We start from the raw sequence: 21,298 nt of genomic DNA, 5'->3' as shown, positions 1-21,298 counted from the left end.
CGGTCCGGCAGACGGCAACGTCCGGCAGGCGGGAACGGTTCGTCCGACGGCTCCGGCTCTCGGTCGGCACCCGTCTCGGCCTCCGCGTGATCGCGATGCGGCACCGTCCCCGCCGTCGGCCCGAACCCGCTCAGAACTGAAGGGACTTGGTCTGCAGGTACTCGCTCAGACCGTGCGCGCCGAGTTCGCGGCCCACTCCCGACTGCTTGTAACCGCCGAAGGGGGCCAGCGGGTTGAAGCGCCCGCCGTTGATGTCCACCTGGCCGGTGTCCATGCGGCGCGCGAAGGCCACGGCCTCGGTGTCGTCGCCGGCCCAGACGGCACCGGCCAGCCCGTAGACCGTGCCGTTGGCGATCCGCAGGGCATCGTCCTCGTCCTCGTAGCGGAGGATCGACAGGACCGGACCGAAGATCTCCTCCTGGGCGACGGTCATCTCCGGGGTCACGTCGGCGAAGACGGTGGGGCTGACGAAATAGCCCTGCTCGCGCGGGGGTTCAACGCCGCCGGCGACCAGACGGGCGCCCTCGGCGACGCCCTTCTCGATGTAACCCCGCACCCGCTCCCGCTGCTTGGCGTTGACCAGCGGGCCGATGCGGTCGCCGTACTTCGCGACGGCCTCGGCGGCCAGCTCGACGGCCTCGTCGTACTGGGAGGAGTGGACGAGCATGCGGGTCCAGGCGCTGCACGTCTGGCCGGAGTTGGACATGACGTTGGCGACGCCGACGCCGACCGCCCTGGTCAGGTCGGCGCTCGGGAGGATCACGTTGGCGGACTTGCCGCCGAGTTCCAGGGCCACCTTCTTGATGGCGGCCCCGGCGGTCGCGGCGATGCGCCGGCCCACCGCCGTGGACCCGGTGAAGGAGACCAGGTCGACGCCGTCGTGCTCGGCGAGCGCCTGCCCGGCGACCGGGCCGAGACCGGTGACCAGATTGAACACGCCGGCGGGTACGCCCGCCTCGTGGACGGCCTCAGCGAAGAGCTGGGCGCTCAGCGGGGTGTCCTCGGCGGGCTTCAGGACGACCGTGCAGCCCGCGGCGAGGGCAGGGGCGACCTTGGCGACGATCTGGTGGAGCGGGTAGTTCCAGGGGGTGATCGCGCCGACGACGCCGATGGGCTCGTGGTGGACGGTCGAGTTGCCGACCTTCTCCTCGAAAGCGTGCCGAGCGGCCAGGTCGGCGTACGAACCGGCGACCGCGACCGGAAGGTCCGCGTGCACCCGCTGGGAGAACGGCAGCGGCGAGCCGAGCTCCGCCGTCACCGTCTCGGCGATCTCCTCCCGGCGCGCGGCGAGCGCGTCGCGCAGCGCGCCGATGATCGCGCCCCGTTCGGCGGGTGGGGTGGCGGCCCAACCGGGGAGGGCGGCACGCGCGGCTCGTACGGCGGCGTCGACGTCCTCGGCCGTTCCCGCCGGGACCCGGTCGATCACCTGCTCGTCGGCCGGGTTCACGACCTCGATCGTGTCGGTCCCCGCGGCGGGCCGCCAGGTACCACCGATGTACATGCCGTCGTGTGCCTTCATCGTGCTGCCTCCCGGGCGGGCGTGGTCGTCCGCCCCAAAAACTAGCTCTGATAGTTTTCCGGCACCAGAGCCGCGGGGAGTGAGGCAGGACTCGTCGGCGGCCCGGCGTACGGAGAAGTGCCCCGGGCGCGCCAGGCGCGGAGGAGCCACTCCGGGTGCGGAGGACGGGGACGGGGTGCCCGTGCGGATGGTGGGAGTGCGTGGGGGTTGGTAGCTGCTCGCCAAGGAGTGCGCGTGAGGTCGAGTTAGCTCGATCGTGTGATGTCCTGTTTCCGGGCTTGCGGTGTCCTGGGCCGTTCGGGTCAGCGTGGTCGTGCGATCTGGGACGCCCGGGTACGGCGTCGGCGTACGGGGCCCTGTTCCACCGGTGTGAGTCGCCTCTGGCCGTACCCAATTGGCCAGGTCGCGCAGGGCTGTGTCCATCAGCGGCCTCCGGCCGCGGGGGCCTCCCGGACCGGACCAGCTCGCCCAGGACCGTTCGGGGCGCGCGGCTGAACGGACCAACCCCCGCTCAGTCCACAGGAACGGTGGAGTGCGCGGTCATGTGTCCTCTTGGCGGGATCACCGGTTCCGGATCCCTCGCCGCGCCGGAGCCGGGCCGCGCGTGGGCCAGTACGCCCTCACGGGCTCGCCGAGGCGCACGAAACGCGCCCTGCGCGCCTGCTCACGGCTTGCGCGCGGGTTCCCGGGTCCCGGTCAGGTGGGCGAAGACGACGACGTTGCTCGCGTAACCCTTCCACCGGTCGTACGTCCCGCCGCAGGTGATCAGGCGCAGTTCGGGGCGGCCGCGGTGGCCGTACACCTCCTTGTCGGGGAAGCGGCTCTTCTCGTACGTCTTCACGGCGTCAACGGTGTAGACGGCGGTGCGTCCGTCCGCCCGCAGGACCTCCACGATGCGGCCCGGCTTGATGACGTCCAGCGAGGCGAAGACGGCGGGGCCCGTCCGGGTGTCCCGGTGGCCGACGACGACCGCGGTGCCGGGCCCGCCGGGCGCGGGCCCCTCCGCGTACCAGCCGACCAGCTCGGGCCTGTCGTCCGGCGGCGCGGGAAGCCGCCGCCTGCTGTCGAGGCGGAGCCCGGTCACCGGTGCCTCGATGCCGAGGTACTGGATGGTGACGGTCTTCGCCGGGGAGGGTGGGAGCGTACGGGGAAGGGCGGGCCTCTTCGCTTCGGCCGGGGTGGTGGTGGGGGCGGGCCGCGGAGGCTCGGCGGGGGCCGGGTCCGTGAGTCGGGTGGGGGTCGCTCCGGTGGGCGCGGCGGGAGTGGGCTCCTCCGGCTCGGCGGGGCTCGGACCCACCCGCTCGACCGGCTCAGTGTGCTCGGCCGGCTCAGTGTGCTCGGTCGGCCGTGTGCGCTCGGTCGGCTTGGCGTCTTGCTCGGGTGCCGTGTGTGCGGACGTGGCGCGTGCGGGCTCGTCGGGTGGTGAGGGCGTGAAGGACAGGGACGCCTGGCCGCGCGGCGCCCCCGCATCGCGCGCCCCGGTGTCGGCCCAGGCGGAGCGGTCCTCGGCGGATGCGGTCCGCTCCCTGTCCTCCGCCAGGTGGACGCCGCCCACCACCAGCGCGACGGTCATCACGACCGTCCGCGTCAGGCGGTAGGCGCGCGTCCGGTACCAGGGCCTCGGCCGGCGTCTACGCGGCGCCATCGGCGTGGCGACGGCGCAGCCGCAGGTAGGCCACCCCGCCGACCGCGGCAAGGCCCACGGCGGCCGCGCCGGCGACCGGCGCGAAGTTCTGGGTCATGGCGAGACCGCCGGCACCGGCCGGGACGGCGCCTTCAGGACGGGCGCCCCCGACACGGGAACCTTCAGGACGGGCGCCCTCGACACGGGAACCTTCAGGACGGGCGCCCTCGACACGGGAACCTTCGGGACGGGTGCCTTCGGGACCGGCGAGAGCGGTGAGCGGGCAGTCGACGGTGATCTCCCTGCGCCCTTCCTCGAGCGTGCCCCCGACGGTCCTCCAGGTCAGCACGTACTCCCCGTCGGGGAGCCGTGCCGCGTTCTCGGGCGCCACGGGCGTGCTGTGTCCGGTGCCGTCGGTCGCGAGGGGCATCTCGCCCGTGGCGACGGGGTCGGTACGCGGTGCGGGCGGCTCCCGGTCGATCGTCCAGCTGATGCGCTGCGACGGCGTGGAGTCCTTGGGGAAGTTGAAGGCGGAGAGATAGAAGTCGCAGACCAGCGGCTGGTTGCGCTGGTTGTCGAACGGGAAGCCCACCTTGTGGATCACGACGTCGGGGTCACCCGGGGCGGCGACGGCGGCCGGTGCCGTGATGAGGCCGGCTCCCGTGACGGTGAGTGCCGCGAGGACGGCGGCGGCACTCGCGCGCACTCCGGCGGGGCGGGGGCGGGACGAGGTGGACATACAGAACCTCCGAGTCAGACGATTTTCATACAAATCGCTCTTTCGCCTGACTCTCTGCCACATCACACGGGGCCGAGAGGGAGCCACGCCCGACGACCCGTCGGACAACCCTCAGATATCCCTCTTCCGGCCCAGGGGCACACCGGGCCGAGGGCGGCCCTTCCCGTCCCCCTTCCCCTCGTCCCCGTCCTCGCCCCCATCCTTGCCCTTGCCCTTGCCCTTGCCAGGCCTGCCGCTCCGCTGCCCGGGCTGTGCCGGTGAGCGCAGGGCGATGCCCGACGACACCAGCAGCAGTGCGCCGAGCATCACGAACGGCGCGGCCACGCCCGCGACACCGGCGATCAGGCCGGCGGCGGCGGGTGCCCCGGCCTGCCCGAGCCGGTTTCCCGTCAGCCTCAGCGCGAGGGCGGTGGACCGGGCCTCGTCCGGCGCGGCCTGCACCACCGTCGTCATGGACAGCGGCTGTCCCACCCCGAGGCAGAACCCGAGGGCGGCGAGTATCAGGGCCAGCGCCCACACCGGCACGGGCAGCGCGATCCCGGCGCACAGCACGGCGCCAAGCACACAGGTGACGGTGAGCAGCGCGGTCCGGCCCAGCAGTCGCAGCATGGGCGTCATCACCAGACGGCACGCGATGGTCGCCGCCGCGCGCAGACTCAGCAGGGCGCCGATCACCGCGGGCGCGATGCCCCGGTGCTCCCCGACCACCGGCAGATAGGCGGTGAGGATGTCCGTGGCCGACAGTACGGCGAGGCTGATGAAGATGCCGCCCGGCACTCCCCGGGTGCGCAGGATGCGGTGCACGGGCACCCGCTCGCCCTGTGCCGTACGGGACTTGGGCTCGACCGGGCGCTCTATCCGCCACAGCGAGGTGAACGAGACCGCCGCCCCGGCGCCCGCCACCACCAGGGCCAGGCCGCTCGTGCGGACCATGTCCGAGCCGCCGATCAGGGCGCCCGCGGCGATCGGGCCGACGAGTTGGCCGAGGGAGGCGCCGATGGTGAAGTGGCCGAAGTTGCGGTCGTGTTCGTGCGGCGCGGACTGGCGGGCCACCAGCGACTGGGCGCCGATCACGAAGGAGAGGTGCCCGAGGCCCATCACCCCGCTCCACACGGCCATCGCCACCAGCGAGTTCGCCAGGCCGCTCATGACGCAGCCGCCGGATATGAGGACGACGCCCACGGGCAGCAGGGGCGCGCACCGGCCCCGGTCGGTCCTGCGGCCGAGCGGGACGGCGGCGAACAGCGGGAGCAGGGCGTAGACCCCCGCGATCACCCCGATCGCGCGCTCGTCGGCACCCAGCGCGAGGGCCCGGTAGGACACGGCGGGCCGGGCCATCGACACCGCCCCCTGCGCGAAGCTGAAGGCGATGACGAGGCGGAGCAGCCAGCCGCGGTTCCTGCCGGGCCTCACGATGCGGGTCCTCCTGGGGGAAGTTCACGCCGATTCGAGGGAAGTTCACGCGGTTCCCGGGAGCTTCGCTCCGGTTCGAGGGAGTCGGGTTCCACGGTTCAGATGATGCCGAACAGCACGCCGGCGCCGAGGACGATCAGCGAGGTCGCCGCCGCCCACTTCACCACGAACTTCGTGTGGTCGCCGAACTCGACCTTCGCCATACCCACGAGGACGTACACGGCGGGCACCAGCGGGCTGGACATGTGCAGCGGCTGGCCGACCAGGGAGGCGCGGGCGATCTCCAGCGGCGAGACCCCGTGGGCGGCGCCGGCCTCGGCGAGGACCGGGAGGACGCCGAAGTAGAAGCCGTCGTTGGACATGAAGTAGGTGAGCGGCAGGCTCAGGAAGCCGGTGACGAGGGCCATGTGCGGGCCCATGCCGGCCGGGATGCCGTCGACGATCCACTTGGCCATCGAGTCGACCATGCCGGTGCCCTGGAGGACGCCGGTGAAGACGGCGGCGGCGAAGACCATGCCGGAGACGTTGAGGACATTGTCGGCGTGGGCGGCGAGCCGGGCCTTCTGGTCGGGAATATGGGGGAAGTTGACGGTCAGGGCGAGCGCGGCGCCGAGGATGAACAGCACCGGGATCGGCAGCAACTCCATGATCATGGCGGTGAGCAGCGTGACCGTGAGCAGCGCGTTGAACCAGTACAGCTTGGGGCGCAGCGTCGGGCGGTTGGGGTCGAGGCCCTGGAGGCGGGCGTCGTCCTCGTCGTCGTCCTCGGAGTCGGTGCCGGAGCCCGCTCCGCCGGTGGTCTTCGTCGTACGGCCCTTGTCGTCGCCGGAGCCGGCGGCGGAGGACGCGGCGCCCGCGCCGACGAGCACGGTCTCCTCGGACTCGGACTCCTCCTCGTCCTTGACGATCTTCTCCTGCTCCAGGACCTCGTCGAGGCTCAGGACGCCGAGGCGCTTGCGCTCCCGCAGGCCGAGGACGTAGGCCAGGACGAAGACGAAGAGCAGGCCGACGAGGAGCGCCGGGATCATCGGGACGAAGATGTCGGCGGCGTCGAGCTTGAGCGCGGTGGCGGCGCGGGCGGTCGGGCCGCCCCAGGGCAGCGTGTTCATCACGCCGTTGGCGGTGGCGGCGACACCGGTCATCACGACCAGGCTCATCTTCAGGCGCTTGTACAGCGGGTACATCGCCGAGACGGTGATCATGAAGGTGGTCGAGCCGTCGCCGTCCAGGGAGACGATCGCGGCGAGCAGGGCCGTGCCGACGACGATGCGCAGCGGGTCGGCCTTGCAGAACTTCAGGATGCCTCGGACGATCGGGTCGAAGAGACCGACGTCGATCATGAGGCCGAAGTAGACGATGGCGAACATCAGCATCGCGGCGGTGGGCGCGAGGTTGCCCACCCCCTCGATGACGTAGTCGCCGAGATGGGCTCCCTTTCCGACGAACACGCAGAAGAGCGCGGGGATCAGTACGAGTGCCGCGATCGGCGACATCTTCTTCATCATGATCAGGACCAGGAAGGTCGCGATCATGGCGAAGCCGAGGATGGTCAACATGTGGATACCTAACGTTCGCCCTTGAACTCCCACCAGGGCACCGGCGGTGCGACGACGTTAGGGCGGCCCCGCAAGTCTTAACAAGACGTTGACATGCGAGCAATAAGAGCAGAACTCCAGGTCACAGCGTTGCGCCTGTTGGGACGAGGTCGACGGGGATGCCGTTGAGGACCGCGTTGCCGGAAAGCGGGTCGAGCAGCGAGCCGTCGAGGAGCTGGTTGACGTTCACGCCGGGGTCGATCGCCGCGTGGCTCATGCGGGTGCCCGGACGGTCGTGTCCCCAGCCGTGCGGAAGGCTGACGACGCCGGGTCGTACGACGTCGGTGACCTCGACGGGAGCGGTGACCTCTCCCCCGGCGCCCTTGATCCGTACGGCGTCGCCGTCGGCCAGTCCGAGACGGCCGGCGTCGTCGGGGTGGATGTGCAGGGTGCAGCGGTTGGTGCCGCCGGTGAGGGCGGGGATGTTGTGCAGCCAGCTGTTGTTGGACCGCAGATGGCGGCGGCCGATGAGGACGAGGCCGTCGGGGCGCTCCCGCAGGGCGGTGCGGAGCCTCGGCAGATCGTCGACGATCGGCTGCGGCAGCAGTTCGATGCTGCCGCTCACCGTCTTCAGCGGCTGCGGCAGACGCGGCTTCAGCGGCCCGAGGTCGATGCCGTGCGGGTGGGCGAGCAGCTTCGCGAGGGTCAGCCCGTCCGGGTCGGCGCCGAAGCCGTCGCCGTACGGGCCGAGGCGCAGCATCATGTCGAGCCGGCGCTCGGGGCCGCCCGTGCCCGTCAACTGTGCGGCGAGCTCCTTGGGGTCGCGACCGTGGACGGGTGAGTGGGCCTCCTTCACGGACTTGCCCAGGGTCTGGCCGATGACCAGGTCGTCGACGGCGGAGGGGTCGGCGCCGTGCATGCCGGTGGCGGCGAGGACGAGCCGCGCGAGGATCTCCGTCTCGGACATGCGGCCGTCCTCCAGGGGGACGGCGGCACGGTTGTAGCGGACCTGGTTGCGTACGGCCAGGGTGTTGAGCGCGAAGTCGTAGTGCGGGGCCTGGGAGGGCGGGGGCGGCGGCAGGACGACGTCGGCGTGGCGGGCGGTCTCGCCCAGGTAGGGGTCGACGCTGACCATGAAGTCCAGGGAGCCGAGCGCCTTGTCGAGGCGGTCGCCGTCGGGTGCGGAGAGCACGGGGTTGGCGGCGATCGTGATGAGGGCGCGGATCGGGCTGCCCTCGGCGGTGGCGGTGTCGATCTCCTCGGCGAGCGCGGACAGCGGCAGTTCGCCCTTGGCCTCGGGGTGGCCGCTGACCCGGCTGTGCCAGCGGCCGAGCGCGAAGCCGTGGCCGGGCCCGGCGGGCCGGGGTGTCCTGTCGGTCGCGGACTGCGGGAAGAGGGCACCGCCGGGCCGGTCGAGGTTGCCGGTGAGGATGTTGAGCACGTCGACCAGCCAGCTGGCGAGGGTACCGTGCGGGACGGTGCAGCTGCCTATGCGGCCGTATACGGCGGCGGTGGGCGCGGCGGCCAGTTCGCGGGCGAGCGCGCGGATGGTCCCGGCGTCGACGTCACAGGCCCCGGCGACCGCTTCGGGTGTGAACTCCTTTACGGTGGCGCCGAGTTCCTCGACCCCTCGCACATGCGGGGCGAGGTCCCCGAGGTCGACGAGGTTCTCCTCGAAGAGGACGTACGCCATCGCCGCGAGCAGCAGCGCGTCCGTGCCGGGGCGGATCGCCACGTGCCGGTCGGCGAGCTTGGCCGTGCGGGTCAGGCGCGGGTCGACGACGGTGAGGGTGCCGCCGCGCGCCTTGAGGGCCTTGAGCTTGCCGGGGAAGTCGGGCGCGGTGCACAGACTGCCGTTGGACTCCAGGGGGTTGGCGCCGAGGAGCAGCAGGTGGTCGGTGCGGTCGAGGTCGGGCACGGGGATGGCGTTGGCGTCGCCGAAGAGCAGTCCGCTGGAGACGTGCTTGGGCATCTGGTCGACCGTGGAGGCGCTGAACATGCTGCGGGTGCCGAGGCCGCCGACGAGGAGCGGCGGGTAGAGGCCGCCGGCCACGGTGTGCACGTTCGGGTTGCCGAAGACGAGACCGACGGCGTTCGGTCCATGGGCCTCGACGACGGGCCGGATCCCGGCGGCGACGGCGTCGAAGGCCTCCTGCCAGGTGGCCTCCCGCAGTTCGCCGTCCCTGCGGACCAGCGGGGTGCGCAGCCGGTCCGGGTCCCCGTCGGCCGCGCCCAGGGAGGCGCCCTTCGGGCAGATGAAGCCCTTGCTGAACACATCGTCCCGGTCACCGCGCGCCTTGGTCACCCGGGTGCCCTCGATGGTGAGGGTGAGTCCGCAGGTGGCCTCGCAGAGGGGGCAGATACGCAGGGCGGTGCGGGAGTCGGTGGTGGTGGACACGGGTCCTCCGGAAGGGCGGCGGCGACGGTGACGCTCGGACGGGGGCCGCGCCTGTGGAGGCGCACGGCACCGACGCTGAGCATACCGACCGGTATGCATCGCGGGGAGGGGCGGCCCGGGATCTTCTCGGAAATTCGCGTGACCGTAGCCGGGTCGCGTTGCCGGTCGCCCCGGCCGGGGGCGGGGCCGGACGGCCCTCGCCCCGGCTCGGACAGTTGGCTCCCTGACCGGCCCCGGCGTCAGTCCAGCACGCGCGCGAGGTAGGCCCGCAGCAGCTCCCGCATCTCCTGGATGATCCGCGCGTCACCCTCCGGGGAGACCCGGAAGGCCAGGTGGACGAGGGTGTCGGCGGTCTCCACGGCGATGAGGAAGGTGCGGCGGAGGTCCTCGTCGGGGGTGCGGTCGATGAACACGGAGAGCAGTTCGGACAGCCGGTCGGCGACGCGGTGGTTGGGTTCCTGACGGTTGCCGCCGACCGGGATCTGGTTACCGAAGTCGATGAGGGCGAAGCCGGGGGTGTTGCGCTTCATGTCGAGGTACTCGTCGAGGACGGCGTCCATGGTGGTACGCCAGTCCCGGCCGCCCGTCGCCTGGAGGCGGCGGGTGACACGGTCGGTGAAGCGGTTCAGGTTGCGCTCGGCGAGCGCGTCGGCCATCGCGCGCTTGTTGCCGAAGAAGCGGTAGACGGAACCGATGGGCACACCCGCCCGCAACGCCACGGAGCGGGTGCTCAGCGCGTCGTAGCCCACCTCGTCGAGGAGGTCGGCGCAGGCGTCGAGGATCCTGGTCAGTCGTTCGGCACTGCGCCGCTGCACGGGTGCGCGGCGCAGGGAGGTCGCCTGGGACACGGGCTTCATGATGCCTTTCCGCCGAGGTCCGATGAGCCTTCCGAATATCAGTACGGCCGGTGCCGCCGCTCCCGCTCAGCCGCCGAGCACGACGGACGGCGAACATCCGCACGTCCACGGCCTGCCGGGAGACTAAAGCACCGCACTGACAGGACGGATCCCCTCCCGTTCCGGTTCTCCCTCTCCGCCCGATGCACCCGATCTGCCGACGTCCCGTCGCGTCCGGTTGTCGTCCTGTCCCCTTGCGCCCGCCCCGGCCGAATCCTACGGTTAAGCATAGGAATTAGGAGCGCGAGGGAGCGGGCATGAGCGGGGACGCGAGGAAGACGGCCGAGGGGTTGGACTACCTCTCCGGTTTCGGCAACGAACACGCCTCGGAGGCGGTCCCGGGCGCACTGCCGCACGGCCGCAACTCCCCGCAGCGCGCCCCGCTCGGCCTGTACGCGGAGCAGCTCAGCGGCACCGCGTTCACCGAACCGAGGTCCCACAACCGCCGCTCATGGCTCTACCGGATCCGCCCCTCGGCCGCCCACCCCGCCTTCACGCGCACGGACAGCGGGACTCTGCGCACGGCCCCCTTCACCGAGACGGTTCCCGACCCCAACCGCCTCCGCTGGGACCCCCTTCCGGAGCCCCCGGCGGGCACCGACTTCCTCGGCGGCCTGTGGACGCTCGGCGGCAACGGCGACGCGGCCCAGCGCACGGGCATGGCCGTGCACCTGTATCACGCCAATTCCGCCATGGAGCGGGTCTTCAGTGACGCGGACGGCGAACTCCTGATCGTCCCGGAGCGCGGCGGCCTCCTCCTGCGCACGGAGTTCGGCCGGCTCCACGTCGAGCCCGGCGAGGTCGCCCTGATCCCCCGGGGCGTCCGCTTCCGCGTCGACCTGCTGGACGGCCCCGCCCGCGGCTACGTCTGCGAGAACCTCGGCGCCCCCTTCCGCCTCCCCGACCTCGGCCCGATCGGCGCCAACGGCCTCGCGAACGCCCGTGACTTCCGGGCGCCGGTGGCCGCGTACGAGGACGTCGAGGGCCCGTTGGAGGTGGTGAACAAGTTCTGCGGCAACCTCTGGACGGCCGTCTACGACCACTCCCCCCTCGACGTGGTCGCCTGGCACGGCAACTACACGCCGTACGTCTACGACCTGCGCCGTTTCAACGTCATCGGGACGATCTCGTACGACCATCCGGACCCGTCGATCTTCACGGTGCTGACGTCGCCGAGCGACACCCCCGGCCTGGCCGGGGTGGACTTCGTCGTCTTCGCGCCGCGCTGGCTGGTCGGCGAGGACACGTTCCGGCCGCCGTACTTCCACCGGAACGTGATGAGCGAGTACATGGGCCTGATCGAGGGCGCGTACGACGCGAAGACCGCTGGAAAAGGGGGGTTCGTGCCCGGTGGCGGTTCGCTGCACAACATGATGTCGGCGCACGGCCCGGACCGGGAGACCTTCGACCGGGCGAGCGCGGCGGAACCGAAGCCGCAGCGGGTCGACGACGGGCTCGCCTTCATGTTCGAGACGCGCTGGCCGATCCTCACGACCGCGCAGGCAGCCCGCGCGGAGCACCTGCAGCAGGGGTACGACGACGTGTGGTCCGGGCTCCAGCGCCACTTCGGCCCGTTGCACTGAACACGCGACGCCGGGTACGGATACGTCGTGACCTCTTTCGCTCCGGACTCGATCGTCCTGAACCGCAAACTGCCGCTCTGGTATCAGGTGTCGCAGTCCCTGCGCGCCTCGATACTGGGCCGAACGCCCCGGGATCCCCTGCGGCTGCCCACCGAGGAGCAGTTGGCCGGGCACTACGGGGTGAGTGTGCTGACCATGCGGCAGGCGCTGAAGGAGCTGGAGGTCGAGGGGCTGATCAGCCGGCACCGCCGGCGCGGCACCTTCATCGAGCCGAGCGCGCAGCGGGGCTCTCCGGTGCGGCTGCTCGGCTCGGTGGACGCGATCGTGGCCCAGCAGTCGGGCATGACGACCGAGCTGCTGGACCAGGGCAGCACCCCCCTGTCGGGTGAACTCTCGGAGTACTTCCCCGACTTGACCGAGGTGGCCACGTACCACCGGCTGCGCGGTGACGAGCGGACGGGCGAGCCCACCAACCACGCCCGCAACTACGTCCGCCCCGAGCTGGCCGAACGCATCGACCGCGACGACCTGCTCCGCTGGCCCATGACCAAGGTTCTCCGTGATGTCGTAGGCGTGGCCATCGGTCGGATCACCGACACCGTCGAGGCCCGCATCGCCGACCCGGAGACGGCCCGGCTCCTCCAGGTCCCCCTGCTCAGCCCGATCCTTCACTACACGGGCGTCACCTACGACGACTCCGGCCGCGTCCTCGACGTGGCGGTCATCCACTACCGCGGCGACCGCTTCTCGTTCACCGTGACCCTCGACGCCCACTGACGAGGCCTTACGATGCCCGACGTGACGCCCGACGACGCTCCGCTGCTCGCGGACCTCATGCCGTGGTCCGTCGCACCGCCACGGCTGGGCCGGGGGTGGCCGGCGGCCCCCGACGCGGCCGCCCTGAAGGCCCGCTGGGACGCCCTGGTGAAGGCCGAGGGCCCGGACCGCGAAGCCCTCTTCGCCCCCACCCGCTCCCGCACCCTGGCCTCGGCGGTGACCCAGCTGCCGGGCCAGTCCAGCGGCACCGGCCGGCTGGCCCGTGAGTCGGGCCCCTGCCCCGAGCCGGTACGGATCCTGGCCGCCCCGTTCGACGAGCAGTGGCTCATCCCCGACCACCGCCTGATCGATGCCGCCCGCCCCGAGCTGTGGCGCGTGGCGGACGAGCGGCAGATCTTCGTCGTCGAGCAGACGGCGGCCCCGGAGGCGTCGTCGGGCCCCGTCCTCCTCGCCTCCCCCGTCCTGCCCCTGTCCCCGCCCCACGGCCCGCGCGTCGGCCGCGTCCGCCCCCTGTACCGACGGCCGGGCGGACGGGAGCCGAACCTCGCACCCGGTCTGCCGGAGTACGTCGGCGAACGCCTCGGCACCGCCCCCGTCGATCCCGTGGACGTCCTCGGCTGGATCCTGGTGGCCGCGCGCCCCGGCCCGAACCGCGTCGAGGTCCCGCTGCCCACCGACCCCGAAGCCTGGTCCCACGGTGTCGAGCTGGGCCGCCGCACCCTCTGGCTCATGCGCCGCGACGGCGACCGCCCCAAACTCCCCGGCGGCCGCCGCCCCTACGTCCGCTCCCCGCTCCCCTCCCGCCCCGTCGAGGTCGTCTACGACCGCGACGAGGAGACCCTGCTCGTCGACGAGGGCCGCATCTCCCCCGTACCGTCCGAGGCCTGGGACTTCCGCGTCGGGGGCGTCCGCGTCCTGGAGGAGTGGTTCGGCCGCAGAACGGAACAGGCGGAGCCGGGCACGCTGGAGGCCGTCCGCCCGACGACCTGGCCGCAGACCTGGACGTCGGAGTTGCTGGAACTGATCACCGTGCTGGCACTGCTGGCGGAACTGGGGCCGGGCCGGGCCGAGTTGACGGTCGACCGGCCGATCACGGCGGCCGACCTGCGCGAGGCGGGCGTACTCCCGGTCCCGGAGTCGGCGCGCCGGCCCGCCTCGGTACTGGACCACCACGAGGAGGGCCCGGAGGGCCAGTTCACGCTGCTGTGAGAGGGCCGGGCACAAGGCTTCCCCGTCTTCGGGGCCCTACGGCGCGAACGAGTCCAGCACCCTGCCGAGCATCCACTCGAACACCTGCTCAAGATCGATCGGCCCCGAATCCTCCATGAACGCCGCGGCCAGCCTGGGAAACTCCCCGGACGCGATCCGACTGCCCAGGTAGGCGATCCGCACCGCGTTCTCCTGCTCCTCCGACCACGGCAATGAGCGCACGCGCTCAGCGGCCGCCAGCTCATTCGCGACGTACGTCGTCACACACCCGTTCAGCATCCCCAGGAGCTGCATCTTCGCCCCGTACGGCGCGTCGAGCGGATCCATGCAGGCCATGCAGTGCTCCAGGTACCGCATCGCGTTGGGGCTGAACCCGTAGACCGGCGACATCAGCCGCGGCATCCAGGGGTGCCGGCGCAGCAGGTCCCGCGTCTGGTGGGCCACCCGCCGCATGTCGGCGCGCCAGTCCCCGCTCGGCTCCCACAGCTCGTGCTCACCGCCGACCGCGTCGACCATCAGCTCGTACAGGTCCTCCTTGCGCGGCACGTAGTTGTACAGCGACATCGTGCCGCAGCCCAGCTCGGCCGCGACGTGCCGCATGGACACGGCGTCGAGACCGCCCGCGTCGGCGAGCCGCACGGCCGCCGCCGCGATGTCCGCGCGACTGAACGCGGGCCTCGGGCCTCGGCCGGTGCGCTCGGCGCGCGCCCAGATCACTTCGGGTTCGGCCGCTCGGCCAGCCATCGATCATCACCTCTGGCCACCATCCTAGTTACGTACAGCGTACGTAATGCGCTATGGTCGACCCATGACTACTACGTACGCTGTACTTAGTGAGGGTCTGGAGAAGAGTTTCGGAGACGTCCACGCCGTGCGCGGCCTCGATCTGGCCGTGGCGGAGGGCACGGTGGTCGGGATGCTCGGCCCGAACGGGGCGGGCAAGACGACGGCCGTACGGCTGCTGGCGACGCTGCTGCGGCCGGACGCGGGCTCCGCTCGGGTGGCGGGCCACGACCTCGTGCGGGAGCCGGACGCGGTCCGGCGGGCGATCGGAGTGACCGGGCAGTACGCGTCGGTCGACGGCGACCTCACCGGGCGGCAGAACCTGCGGCTGTTCGCACGGCTGCACCGCGTCCGCGACACGGCGGCCCGCGCGGGCGAGCTCCTCGACCGTTTCGGCCTGACCGGGGCCGCCGACCGGCCGGCCTCCACCTACTCGGGCGGTATGCGCCGCCGCCTCGACCTGGCGGCCAGTCTCATCCGGCACCCGGCGGTGCTCTTCCTCGACGAACCCACCACCGGGCTCGACCCGGTCAGCCGCAACCAGATCTGGGACGCCGTGCGCGCTCTGAAAGCGGAGGGGACGACCGTGCTGCTGACCACGCAGTATCTGGAGGAGGCCGATCAACTCGCCGACCGGATCGTCCTGATGGACCGGGGCCGGATCGCGCACAGCGGCTCGCCGCCCCAACTCAAGGCGCTGGTCGGCTCGTACGCGGAGGTCGTCGTCGCCCACGCGGACGCGATGACCGGGGCGGCCGGCGTTCTCGACCAACTCACCGGAGCGCAGCCCTCGTTCGACCACGAGCGGCACGCGGTCGGCGCGGTCACGCTCGACCCGACGCTCACGCTCCCCCGGCTGGTGCGTGAACTCGACGCGGCGGGCGTGCCGTTGCTCGACGCGAGTCTGCGTCCGCCGACCCTCGACGACGTGTTCCTCCGCCTCACCCAGGGCACCGTCGCCGACCGGACCGACCTCAAGGAGCGTGCGGCATGAACGCGTTGGCGTACGACGGCACGGCGATGCTGGGCCGGCAGCTGCGGCGGGTCCGCAACAACCCGGGGCTGCTGATCCTCACCCAGACCATGCCCATCTCGATGCTGCTGTTCTTCGGGTACGTCTTCGGCAGCGCCCTGGCCGTACCGGGCGAGGAGTACCGGCGGTTCCTGGTGCCCGGTCTGCTGGTGGCGACCGCGGCCGGCGGGATCATGACCGGCATGTTCCAGGCCGCGGGGGACACACACCGGGGCGTGATGGACCGCTTCCGCACCCTGCCGATGAGCCGGGCGGCCGTGCCCCTGGGTCAGGCGCTGGCGGACGTGGTCGTCACGGCAGCCGGGACGGTGCCGTTCCTGCTGGTCGGGCTCGCGGTGGGCTGGCGGATCGAGGGGGGCGCGCTCGCGGCGGCCGGCGCGTTCGGGCTGTTGCTGCTGTTCCGGTTCGCGGCCGTGTGGATCGGCATCTTCCTGGGCCTCCTGACCCGCAACGAGGAGGCGGCCGGTCAGCTGGGCGGTGCGACCTTCCTGCTGCCGCTGCTGTCCAGCGCCTACATCCCGACCGAGGGTCTGCCGGGCTGGCTGCGCACGGTCGCCGAGTGGAACCCGATCAGCGCGGTCGCCACGGCCCTGCGCGACCTCTTCGGGAACGCGCCCGTGCCGGAGGGAGGCACCTGGCCGGTCACCCATCCCGTCGCCGGGTCGCTGCTCTGGTGCGCCGTCCTGCTCGCGGTGTTCGTGCCGCTCGCGGTCCGCACGTACGCCGCCGGGCCCAAGTGACCTCCGGCCCGTTCGGGGGACGGGCCGGAACCAGGTGAGCCGGGGGCACGTGAGCCGGGGCGGGGCCGGGGGCACGTGACGCTCGGCACGCCCCGGTGACAACGGCGCCCCGGCGGGGACATGATCCACGGCATGCGTCCACTCCCCCGCACCGGTGATCCCCTGCCCCTCGACGGCATCACCGTCGTCGCCGTCGAGCAGGCCGTCGCGGCACCCTTCGCCACCCGGCAGCTCGCCGACCTCGGCGCGCGGGTCATCAAGGTCGAGCGGGTGGACGGCGGCGACTTCGCCCGCGGCTACGACACCGCCGCCCGGGGCCTGGCCTCGCACTTCGTATGGTGCAACCGGGGCAAGGAGTCCCTGGCCCTGGATCTGAAGGACCCGCGCGGCCTGGCCGTCGTACGGCGGCTGGTGGCGGACGCGGACGTGTTCGTGCAGAACCTCGCGCACGGCGCGGCGGCCCGCCTTGGCCTGGACTCTGCCACGCTGTGCGCCGCGCACCCCCGGCTCGTCGCGGTGGACATCTCGGGCTACGGGGCGTCGGGGCCGTACGCGGACAAGCGGGCCTACGACATGCTCGTGCAGTGCGAGGCCGGTCTGGTGTCGGTGACGGGGACGCCGGAGCAGCCGGTGAAGGCGGGCATCCCGGCGGCGGACATCGCCGCCGGGATGTACGCGTTCTCGGGGGTGCTCGCGGCGCTGGTCCGGCGGGGAACGACCGGGCGGGGCGGGCCGGTGGAGGTGTCGATGCTGGAGGCGCTGGCCGAGTGGATGGGGCATCCGCTGCACCACACGATGCACGGCGGGAGCGCGCCGGCGCGGACGGGGCTCGGGCACGCGGTGATCGCGCCGTACGACGCCTATCCGACGGCGGACGGCGGGCGGGTGCTGCTGTCGGTGCAGAACGACCGGGAGTGGCGGCGGCTCGCCGAACAGGTGCTGGGGCGGCCGGAGTTGGCGAACGATCCGGAGTTCGCGACAAATCCGGCGCGGGTGGAGCGCCGGGAGCGTACGGACGAGCTGGTCGCGAAGGCGCTCGGGGTGCTGGACACCGACGCGGCGCTGGCGCGGCTGGAGGCGGCGGGGATCGCCTGCGCGCGGCTGCGGGACGTCACGGAGGTGGCGGAGCATCCGCAACTGGCGGCCCGGGACCGGTGGCGGGAAGTGGACTCGCCGGTGGGGCCGCTCAGGTCACTGCTGCCGCCCATCACGCTGCCGGGCGGGGACGAGGCGCGGATGGGTGCGGTGCCCGCGCTCGGGGAGCACACCGGGTCGCTGCTCCGTGCCGCGGGGATGACGGACGAAGAGATCGCAGCGCTGCGCCGGGACGGTGTGGTCGCCTGAACGCGGGCCTCCTGCGGGAAAGCCCTTGGTGCTGTGGTGCTAGCGGCTGCCGAACAGCGAGCGGCGCAGCCTCTTCAGGGGTGCGAACAGCGAGACCCGGCCGAGGCGCGTGTCCTTGCGGCTGCTGCGCTCCTGCGGGGTACGTGACGTTATCTCGAGCATCAGCGAAGTCGCCTCGGCCGCCTCGCGCTGCGGGACGGCGGGGCCGCCCAGCACCGAGAGATGGCGGTCGAGCCGCGAACTGGTCGCGCTGCTCCCGCACGTGATCGCAGGGACTCGTGCCCTGCGCACTGTTATCTGTTCCATGTCACTCCCCACCCGTACGAGTCCACCCGGCCCGGGCAGCGTAACCATATCGCTCCGTTGGAGCACTCGGGAATCACGGTCCCGGTATTCATCTACCCCGTCACGGGGTTGTTGACTACTCTCCGAATCCAACCGATTCCAGGGCGAGTTGGACAACTGGCTGGCTGGTGGGTTGCGCTGATCCACCGTCGGGTTCGACGGTCACCGCGAGTGACGTCGCGTCGGTGTTCATTCCACTGGTGACCAAGGGCGTGTCGCCGTCGAAGAGACCCAGGGAGCGTGGCTGCACGTCGGGGCGCATGAGCCAGAGCTGGTGCACCCGGTTCTTCGGGAGGTTCTCGAATCCGCTGAGGGTCACGATCGCGCTCCCCTCCTCGGCGGAAGCGATCACTCCGATTGCCTGGCCCTCCGTGTCCCTGTCACTGCTCGCGCGGGCGTCCGGCGCGGCGAGAACGTGGGCGATCTCACTGGCCCGTGCGCGCTCGGCGGCCAGTTGGTCGCGGGTGCGGTCGGCCTGGACGGCGAAGAGGGACGCCACGACGAGTGCGGCGGCGGCCGTGACCGTGGCCAGCGGGACGAGCAGAGAGCGCAGACGGGGCGCACGGGCGCGCGACTTCGGCGGCGGCTCCGTGCCCCACACATGCCGCGGCAGATGCTGCTGCCGCGACGGCTGGGCACTCCAGGACCGGTTCTCCTGGGGGGTGCTGCGTACGGCGGCGAAGACGCGGTCGCGCATCGCCTCGGGCGCCGGAGCGGCCGTCGACCAGGCCAGGCGGACCGCGTCCTCGGACAGGGCGCGCACCTCGGCGGGACAGCGGTCGCAGCCCTCCAGGTGCTTCTCGAAGCGGCGCCGCTCGTCGGGTTCCAGGGCGTCGAGCGCGTAGGGAGCGGCGAGCGAGTGGAGGTCCTCTCGGCGGAACAGGCTCATGCCACGCCTCCCCTCGGTACACACGCCCCACGGGCCGCGCGGCCGAACGGGGCCTCAGGTTCCACGAGGCCGATCAGGGCGCTCATGCGACTCCTCCCAGGCATTCGCGCAGCCGTGTGAGTCCGTCGCGCATACGGGTCTTGACCGTGCCGAGCGGCAGCGAGAGCCGTTCGGCCACTTCACGGTAGGTGTAGCCGTCGTAGTAGGCGAGGGTGACGGACTCGCGCTGGATGGTGGTGAGCTTCTCCAGGCAGTGGCGCACCCACTGGCGTTCGAGTCCGGCCTCGACCTCCTCGGCGACCTGGTCGAAGGCGGGGTGGTGGTTGCGCCGTCCCTCGCGCTGCTCGCGCTCGGTGGCGGCGCGGGCGCTGCGCACCCGGTCCACCGCCCGCCGGTGGGCGAGGGTGAGTATCCAGGACAGGGCGCTGCCGCGGGCGGGGTCGAACCGGCCCGCGGAACGCCAGAGTTCGAGCAGCACCTCCTGAGTCACCTCCTCCGACTGCGCGGGGTCGCGCACGACCCGGCGGACCAGCCCGAACACCGGGCCGGACACCACTGCGTACAGCTCCTCGAACGCCCGTTGGTCGCCTCCGGCCACCCGGACCAGAAGCTTGTCCGCCTCCACACGCTCTCCCTCACCTCCGGCCGAACACGGCCATCCCCGCGCGTAGGGCATTCGCAACCAACCCACCTCCGGATGGGGTTACGGATCAGGCTGCCCAAAACGCGGGTCTCCGGTCGACCGATCCGAACATCGGATCAACGAATCGTGCTCTCCGGTGAAACAACCTTTCAAACGCGCCGTAAGAACGTTTGGGATTCGACCAATCCACCCTGCCGACCGCTCCGAATGGCGTTCGTCAGGCAAGTTGGGACAGAGGACGGACGGCATGACACCTACTTCCAGGAGCGGCTCGGGACGCAGGAGCGTCGCGTCCCTCATCTGTGCTTCGTTGGCCGCCGGTGGGCTCGCAGCCGCCGGCGTGACCGTGCTGGAGCCGGGGGCGGCCTCCGCCTCCAGCCACCGGGAGGCCCCGCTGATCTCGGGGGAGCCCCAGTTCGACAACACCGATGTGTACGCGTTCGTCAGCCCGGACCACCCGGACACGACGACGGTCATCGCGAACTGGATCCCCTTCGAGGAGCCGGCGGGCGGACCGAACTTCTTCACCTTCTCCGAGGACGCGCAGTACGACATCCGCGTCGACCAGGACGGCGACGCGCAGGAAGACCTGATCTTCCGGTACTCGTTCAAGACGAAGACGAAGAACGACAAGACCTTCCTGTACAACACGGGCGTCGTGGAGAGCCTCGACGACCCGGACCTGAACATCACGCAGACGTACGACATCGAGCTCATCAAGCTGAAGAACCGCCGCGAGGTCTCCAAGACGCAGCTCGCGGACGATGTGTGGGTGGCGCCGTCGAACGTCGGCAAGGCGTCGATGCCGAACTTCAAGAAGCTGCGCGACGAGGCGGTCTACAAGACGGCGAGCGGAGTGACGACGTACGCCGGTCAGGCCGACGACCCGTTCTTCCTGGACCTGCGCGTCTTCGACCTGCTGTACGGCGGTGACCTCTCCGAGGTCGGGCGGGACACGCTCAAGGGCTACAACGTCAACTCGATCGCCCTGCAGATCCCGAGCGACGCGCTCGTGGAGTCCAAGGACCAGCCGATCGTCGGCATCTGGTCGACGACCCAGCGCGCGGGCGCCGACGGCCAGTACCACCAGGTGTCACGCCTCGGCATGCCGCTGGTGAACGAGGTCGTCAACCCCATCGGGGACAAGGACAAGTTCAACGCTTCCTCGCCGGTGGACGACGGCCAGTTCCTGAAGAACGTCACCGAGCCCGAGCTGCCCAAGCTCATCGAGGCGATCTACCAGATCCCGGCGCCCAAGGAGCCGCGCAACGACCTCGTCGACGTCTTCCTCAAGGGCGTCGAGGGCCTCAACCAGCCGCCGCACGTGACCCCGTCGGAGCAGCTGCGCCTCAACACCTCCATCGAGCCCACCAAGAAGCCGAAGCGGCTCGGTGTGCTGGACGGCGACAACCAGGGCTTCCCGAACGGACGCCGGCTCACCGACGACGTGATCGACATCGCGCTGCAGGTCGTCGAGGGCGAACTCGTCGACGCACCCAACGACCTGGGTGACGCGGTGAACAAGAACGACAAGAAGTTCGGCAAGAGCTTCCCGTACGTCGGTCTGCCGACGGCCGGTTCGCGTGGCAAGACCGTCCAGGGCAACAGCACGAACAGCGTCCGCAGCGCGATCGGCACCGGCGTCGAGAGCGGCACCGACGACACCACGCTGATCGCCGCCTCGGCCGGCGCCGGCGCTGCCGGTGTCCTGCTCATCGGCTCGGGCCTGCTGTGGTGGCGCCGTCGGAACGACCGCGCGTACTACTAGCCCGCCCCGACCGGGCCCTCCCCCATAGGGCCCGGTTCACCGAGACCGGCGCGGCCCGCT

Annotated in this window: 18 protein-coding genes; 7 read left to right on the top strand and 11 right to left on the bottom strand. The window is 71.6% G+C overall.

All coding sequences use genetic code 11. From position 1 onward, the window contains the following. Positions 1-130: 130 nt before the first annotated feature. The 7 genes from OG622_RS39135 to OG622_RS39105 form a co-directional block, all read right to left on the bottom strand. The gene (locus tag OG622_RS39135; protein ID WP_371581356.1) at positions 131-1,519 is read right to left on the bottom strand and encodes an aldehyde dehydrogenase family protein; all 1,389 of its coding nucleotides are present in this window, start codon (positions 1,517-1,519) and stop codon (positions 131-133) included. A 664-nt stretch (positions 1,520-2,183) separates the two neighbouring features. After that, complete coding sequence (locus OG622_RS39130) at positions 2,184-3,092, bottom strand: class F sortase (RefSeq protein WP_371581355.1); 909 nt, start codon at positions 3,090-3,092, stop codon at positions 2,184-2,186. Positions 3,093-3,150: 58 nt separating this feature from the next. Continuing rightward, positions 3,151-3,882 carry a hypothetical protein gene (locus OG622_RS39125; RefSeq protein WP_371581354.1) on the bottom strand — a complete coding sequence of 244 codons (732 nt, stop codon included), beginning with the start codon at positions 3,880-3,882 and terminating at the stop codon, positions 3,151-3,153. A 111-nt stretch (positions 3,883-3,993) separates the two neighbouring features. Beyond that, the gene (locus tag OG622_RS39120) at positions 3,994-5,295 is read right to left on the bottom strand and encodes an MFS transporter (RefSeq protein ID WP_371581353.1); all 1,302 of its coding nucleotides are present in this window, start codon (positions 5,293-5,295) and stop codon (positions 3,994-3,996) included. A 98-nt stretch (positions 5,296-5,393) separates the two neighbouring features. Then, a complete protein-coding gene (locus tag OG622_RS39115; RefSeq protein ID WP_371581352.1) occupies positions 5,394-6,851 on the bottom strand; it encodes a CitMHS family transporter in 1,458 nt (485 codons plus the stop codon). A 121-nt stretch (positions 6,852-6,972) separates the two neighbouring features. Further along, positions 6,973-9,228, bottom strand: a complete 2,256-nt coding sequence (locus OG622_RS39110) for a molybdopterin oxidoreductase family protein (RefSeq protein ID WP_371581351.1) — start codon at positions 9,226-9,228, stop codon at positions 6,973-6,975. Positions 9,229-9,467: 239 nt separating this feature from the next. Beyond that, a complete protein-coding gene (locus OG622_RS39105) occupies positions 9,468-10,085 on the bottom strand; it encodes a TetR family transcriptional regulator (RefSeq protein ID WP_371581350.1) in 618 nt (205 codons plus the stop codon). A gap of 296 nt (positions 10,086-10,381) precedes the next feature. On the opposite strand from OG622_RS39105, the gene hmgA reads away from it, so the two are divergent. From hmgA to OG622_RS39090, 3 genes are read left to right on the top strand one after another with little or no spacing between them, the layout of a single operon-like run. Beyond that, complete coding sequence (gene hmgA, locus OG622_RS39100; RefSeq protein WP_371581349.1) at positions 10,382-11,707, top strand: homogentisate 1,2-dioxygenase; 1,326 nt, start codon at positions 10,382-10,384, stop codon at positions 11,705-11,707. Positions 11,708-11,734: 27 nt separating this feature from the next. Further along, positions 11,735-12,484 (top strand): GntR family transcriptional regulator, encoded by a 750-nt coding sequence (locus OG622_RS39095; protein ID WP_371581348.1) that lies wholly within the window; start codon positions 11,735-11,737, stop codon positions 12,482-12,484. A 12-nt stretch (positions 12,485-12,496) separates the two neighbouring features. After that, positions 12,497-13,693, top strand: coding sequence for a type ISP restriction/modification enzyme (locus OG622_RS39090; RefSeq protein WP_371581347.1), 1,197 nt, complete (start codon positions 12,497-12,499; stop codon positions 13,691-13,693). A gap of 36 nt (positions 13,694-13,729) precedes the next feature. Here OG622_RS39090 and OG622_RS39085 read toward each other — a convergent pair whose 3' ends face one another. After that, entirely contained in the window at positions 13,730-14,437 is a 708-nt protein-coding gene (locus tag OG622_RS39085) for a TetR/AcrR family transcriptional regulator (protein WP_371581346.1), read from the bottom strand. 64 nt (positions 14,438-14,501) lie between these two features. Between OG622_RS39085 and OG622_RS39080 the strand changes: the two genes are divergently transcribed. The 3 genes from OG622_RS39080 to OG622_RS39070 all read left to right on the top strand — a co-directional run bounded on the left by OG622_RS39080 (position 14,502) and on the right by OG622_RS39070 (position 17,593). Beyond that, positions 14,502-15,470 carry an ATP-binding cassette domain-containing protein gene (locus OG622_RS39080; RefSeq protein WP_371581345.1) on the top strand — a complete coding sequence of 323 codons (969 nt, stop codon included), beginning with the start codon at positions 14,502-14,504 and terminating at the stop codon, positions 15,468-15,470. Beyond that, positions 15,467-16,249 (top strand): ABC transporter permease, encoded by a 783-nt coding sequence (locus tag OG622_RS39075; RefSeq protein ID WP_371581344.1) that lies wholly within the window; start codon positions 15,467-15,469, stop codon positions 16,247-16,249. Before OG622_RS39080 ends, OG622_RS39075 begins: the two co-directional genes overlap by 4 nt. A 120-nt stretch (positions 16,250-16,369) precedes the next feature. Beyond that, positions 16,370-17,593 (top strand): CaiB/BaiF CoA transferase family protein, encoded by a 1,224-nt coding sequence (locus OG622_RS39070; protein WP_371581343.1) that lies wholly within the window; start codon positions 16,370-16,372, stop codon positions 17,591-17,593. A 39-nt stretch (positions 17,594-17,632) separates the two neighbouring features. Here OG622_RS39070 and OG622_RS39065 read toward each other — a convergent pair whose 3' ends face one another. The 3 genes from OG622_RS39065 to OG622_RS39055 all read right to left on the bottom strand — a co-directional run bounded on the left by OG622_RS39065 (position 17,633) and on the right by OG622_RS39055 (position 19,452). Next, positions 17,633-17,899 carry a hypothetical protein gene (locus OG622_RS39065; protein WP_371581342.1) on the bottom strand — a complete coding sequence of 89 codons (267 nt, stop codon included), beginning with the start codon at positions 17,897-17,899 and terminating at the stop codon, positions 17,633-17,635. A 115-nt stretch (positions 17,900-18,014) separates the two neighbouring features. Next, positions 18,015-18,827 (bottom strand): anti-sigma factor domain-containing protein, encoded by an 813-nt coding sequence (locus OG622_RS39060; protein ID WP_371581341.1) that lies wholly within the window; start codon positions 18,825-18,827, stop codon positions 18,015-18,017. An 82-nt stretch (positions 18,828-18,909) separates the two neighbouring features. Beyond that, positions 18,910-19,452 (bottom strand): sigma-70 family RNA polymerase sigma factor, encoded by a 543-nt coding sequence (locus OG622_RS39055; RefSeq protein ID WP_371581340.1) that lies wholly within the window; start codon positions 19,450-19,452, stop codon positions 18,910-18,912. Positions 19,453-19,717: 265 nt separating this feature from the next. On the opposite strand from OG622_RS39055, the gene OG622_RS39050 reads away from it, so the two are divergent. Next, the gene (locus OG622_RS39050; protein ID WP_371581339.1) at positions 19,718-21,238 is read left to right on the top strand and encodes a DUF4331 domain-containing protein; all 1,521 of its coding nucleotides are present in this window, start codon (positions 19,718-19,720) and stop codon (positions 21,236-21,238) included. Positions 21,239-21,298: the final 60 nt, after the last annotated feature.

Origin of the sequence: Streptomyces sp. NBC_01314, assembly GCF_041435215.1 — a bacterium.
Lineage (GTDB): Bacteria > Actinomycetota > Actinomycetes > Streptomycetales > Streptomycetaceae > Streptomyces.
Note: the sequence above shows the minus strand (reverse complement) of the source record. Positions and strands in the feature narration are given on the sequence as shown.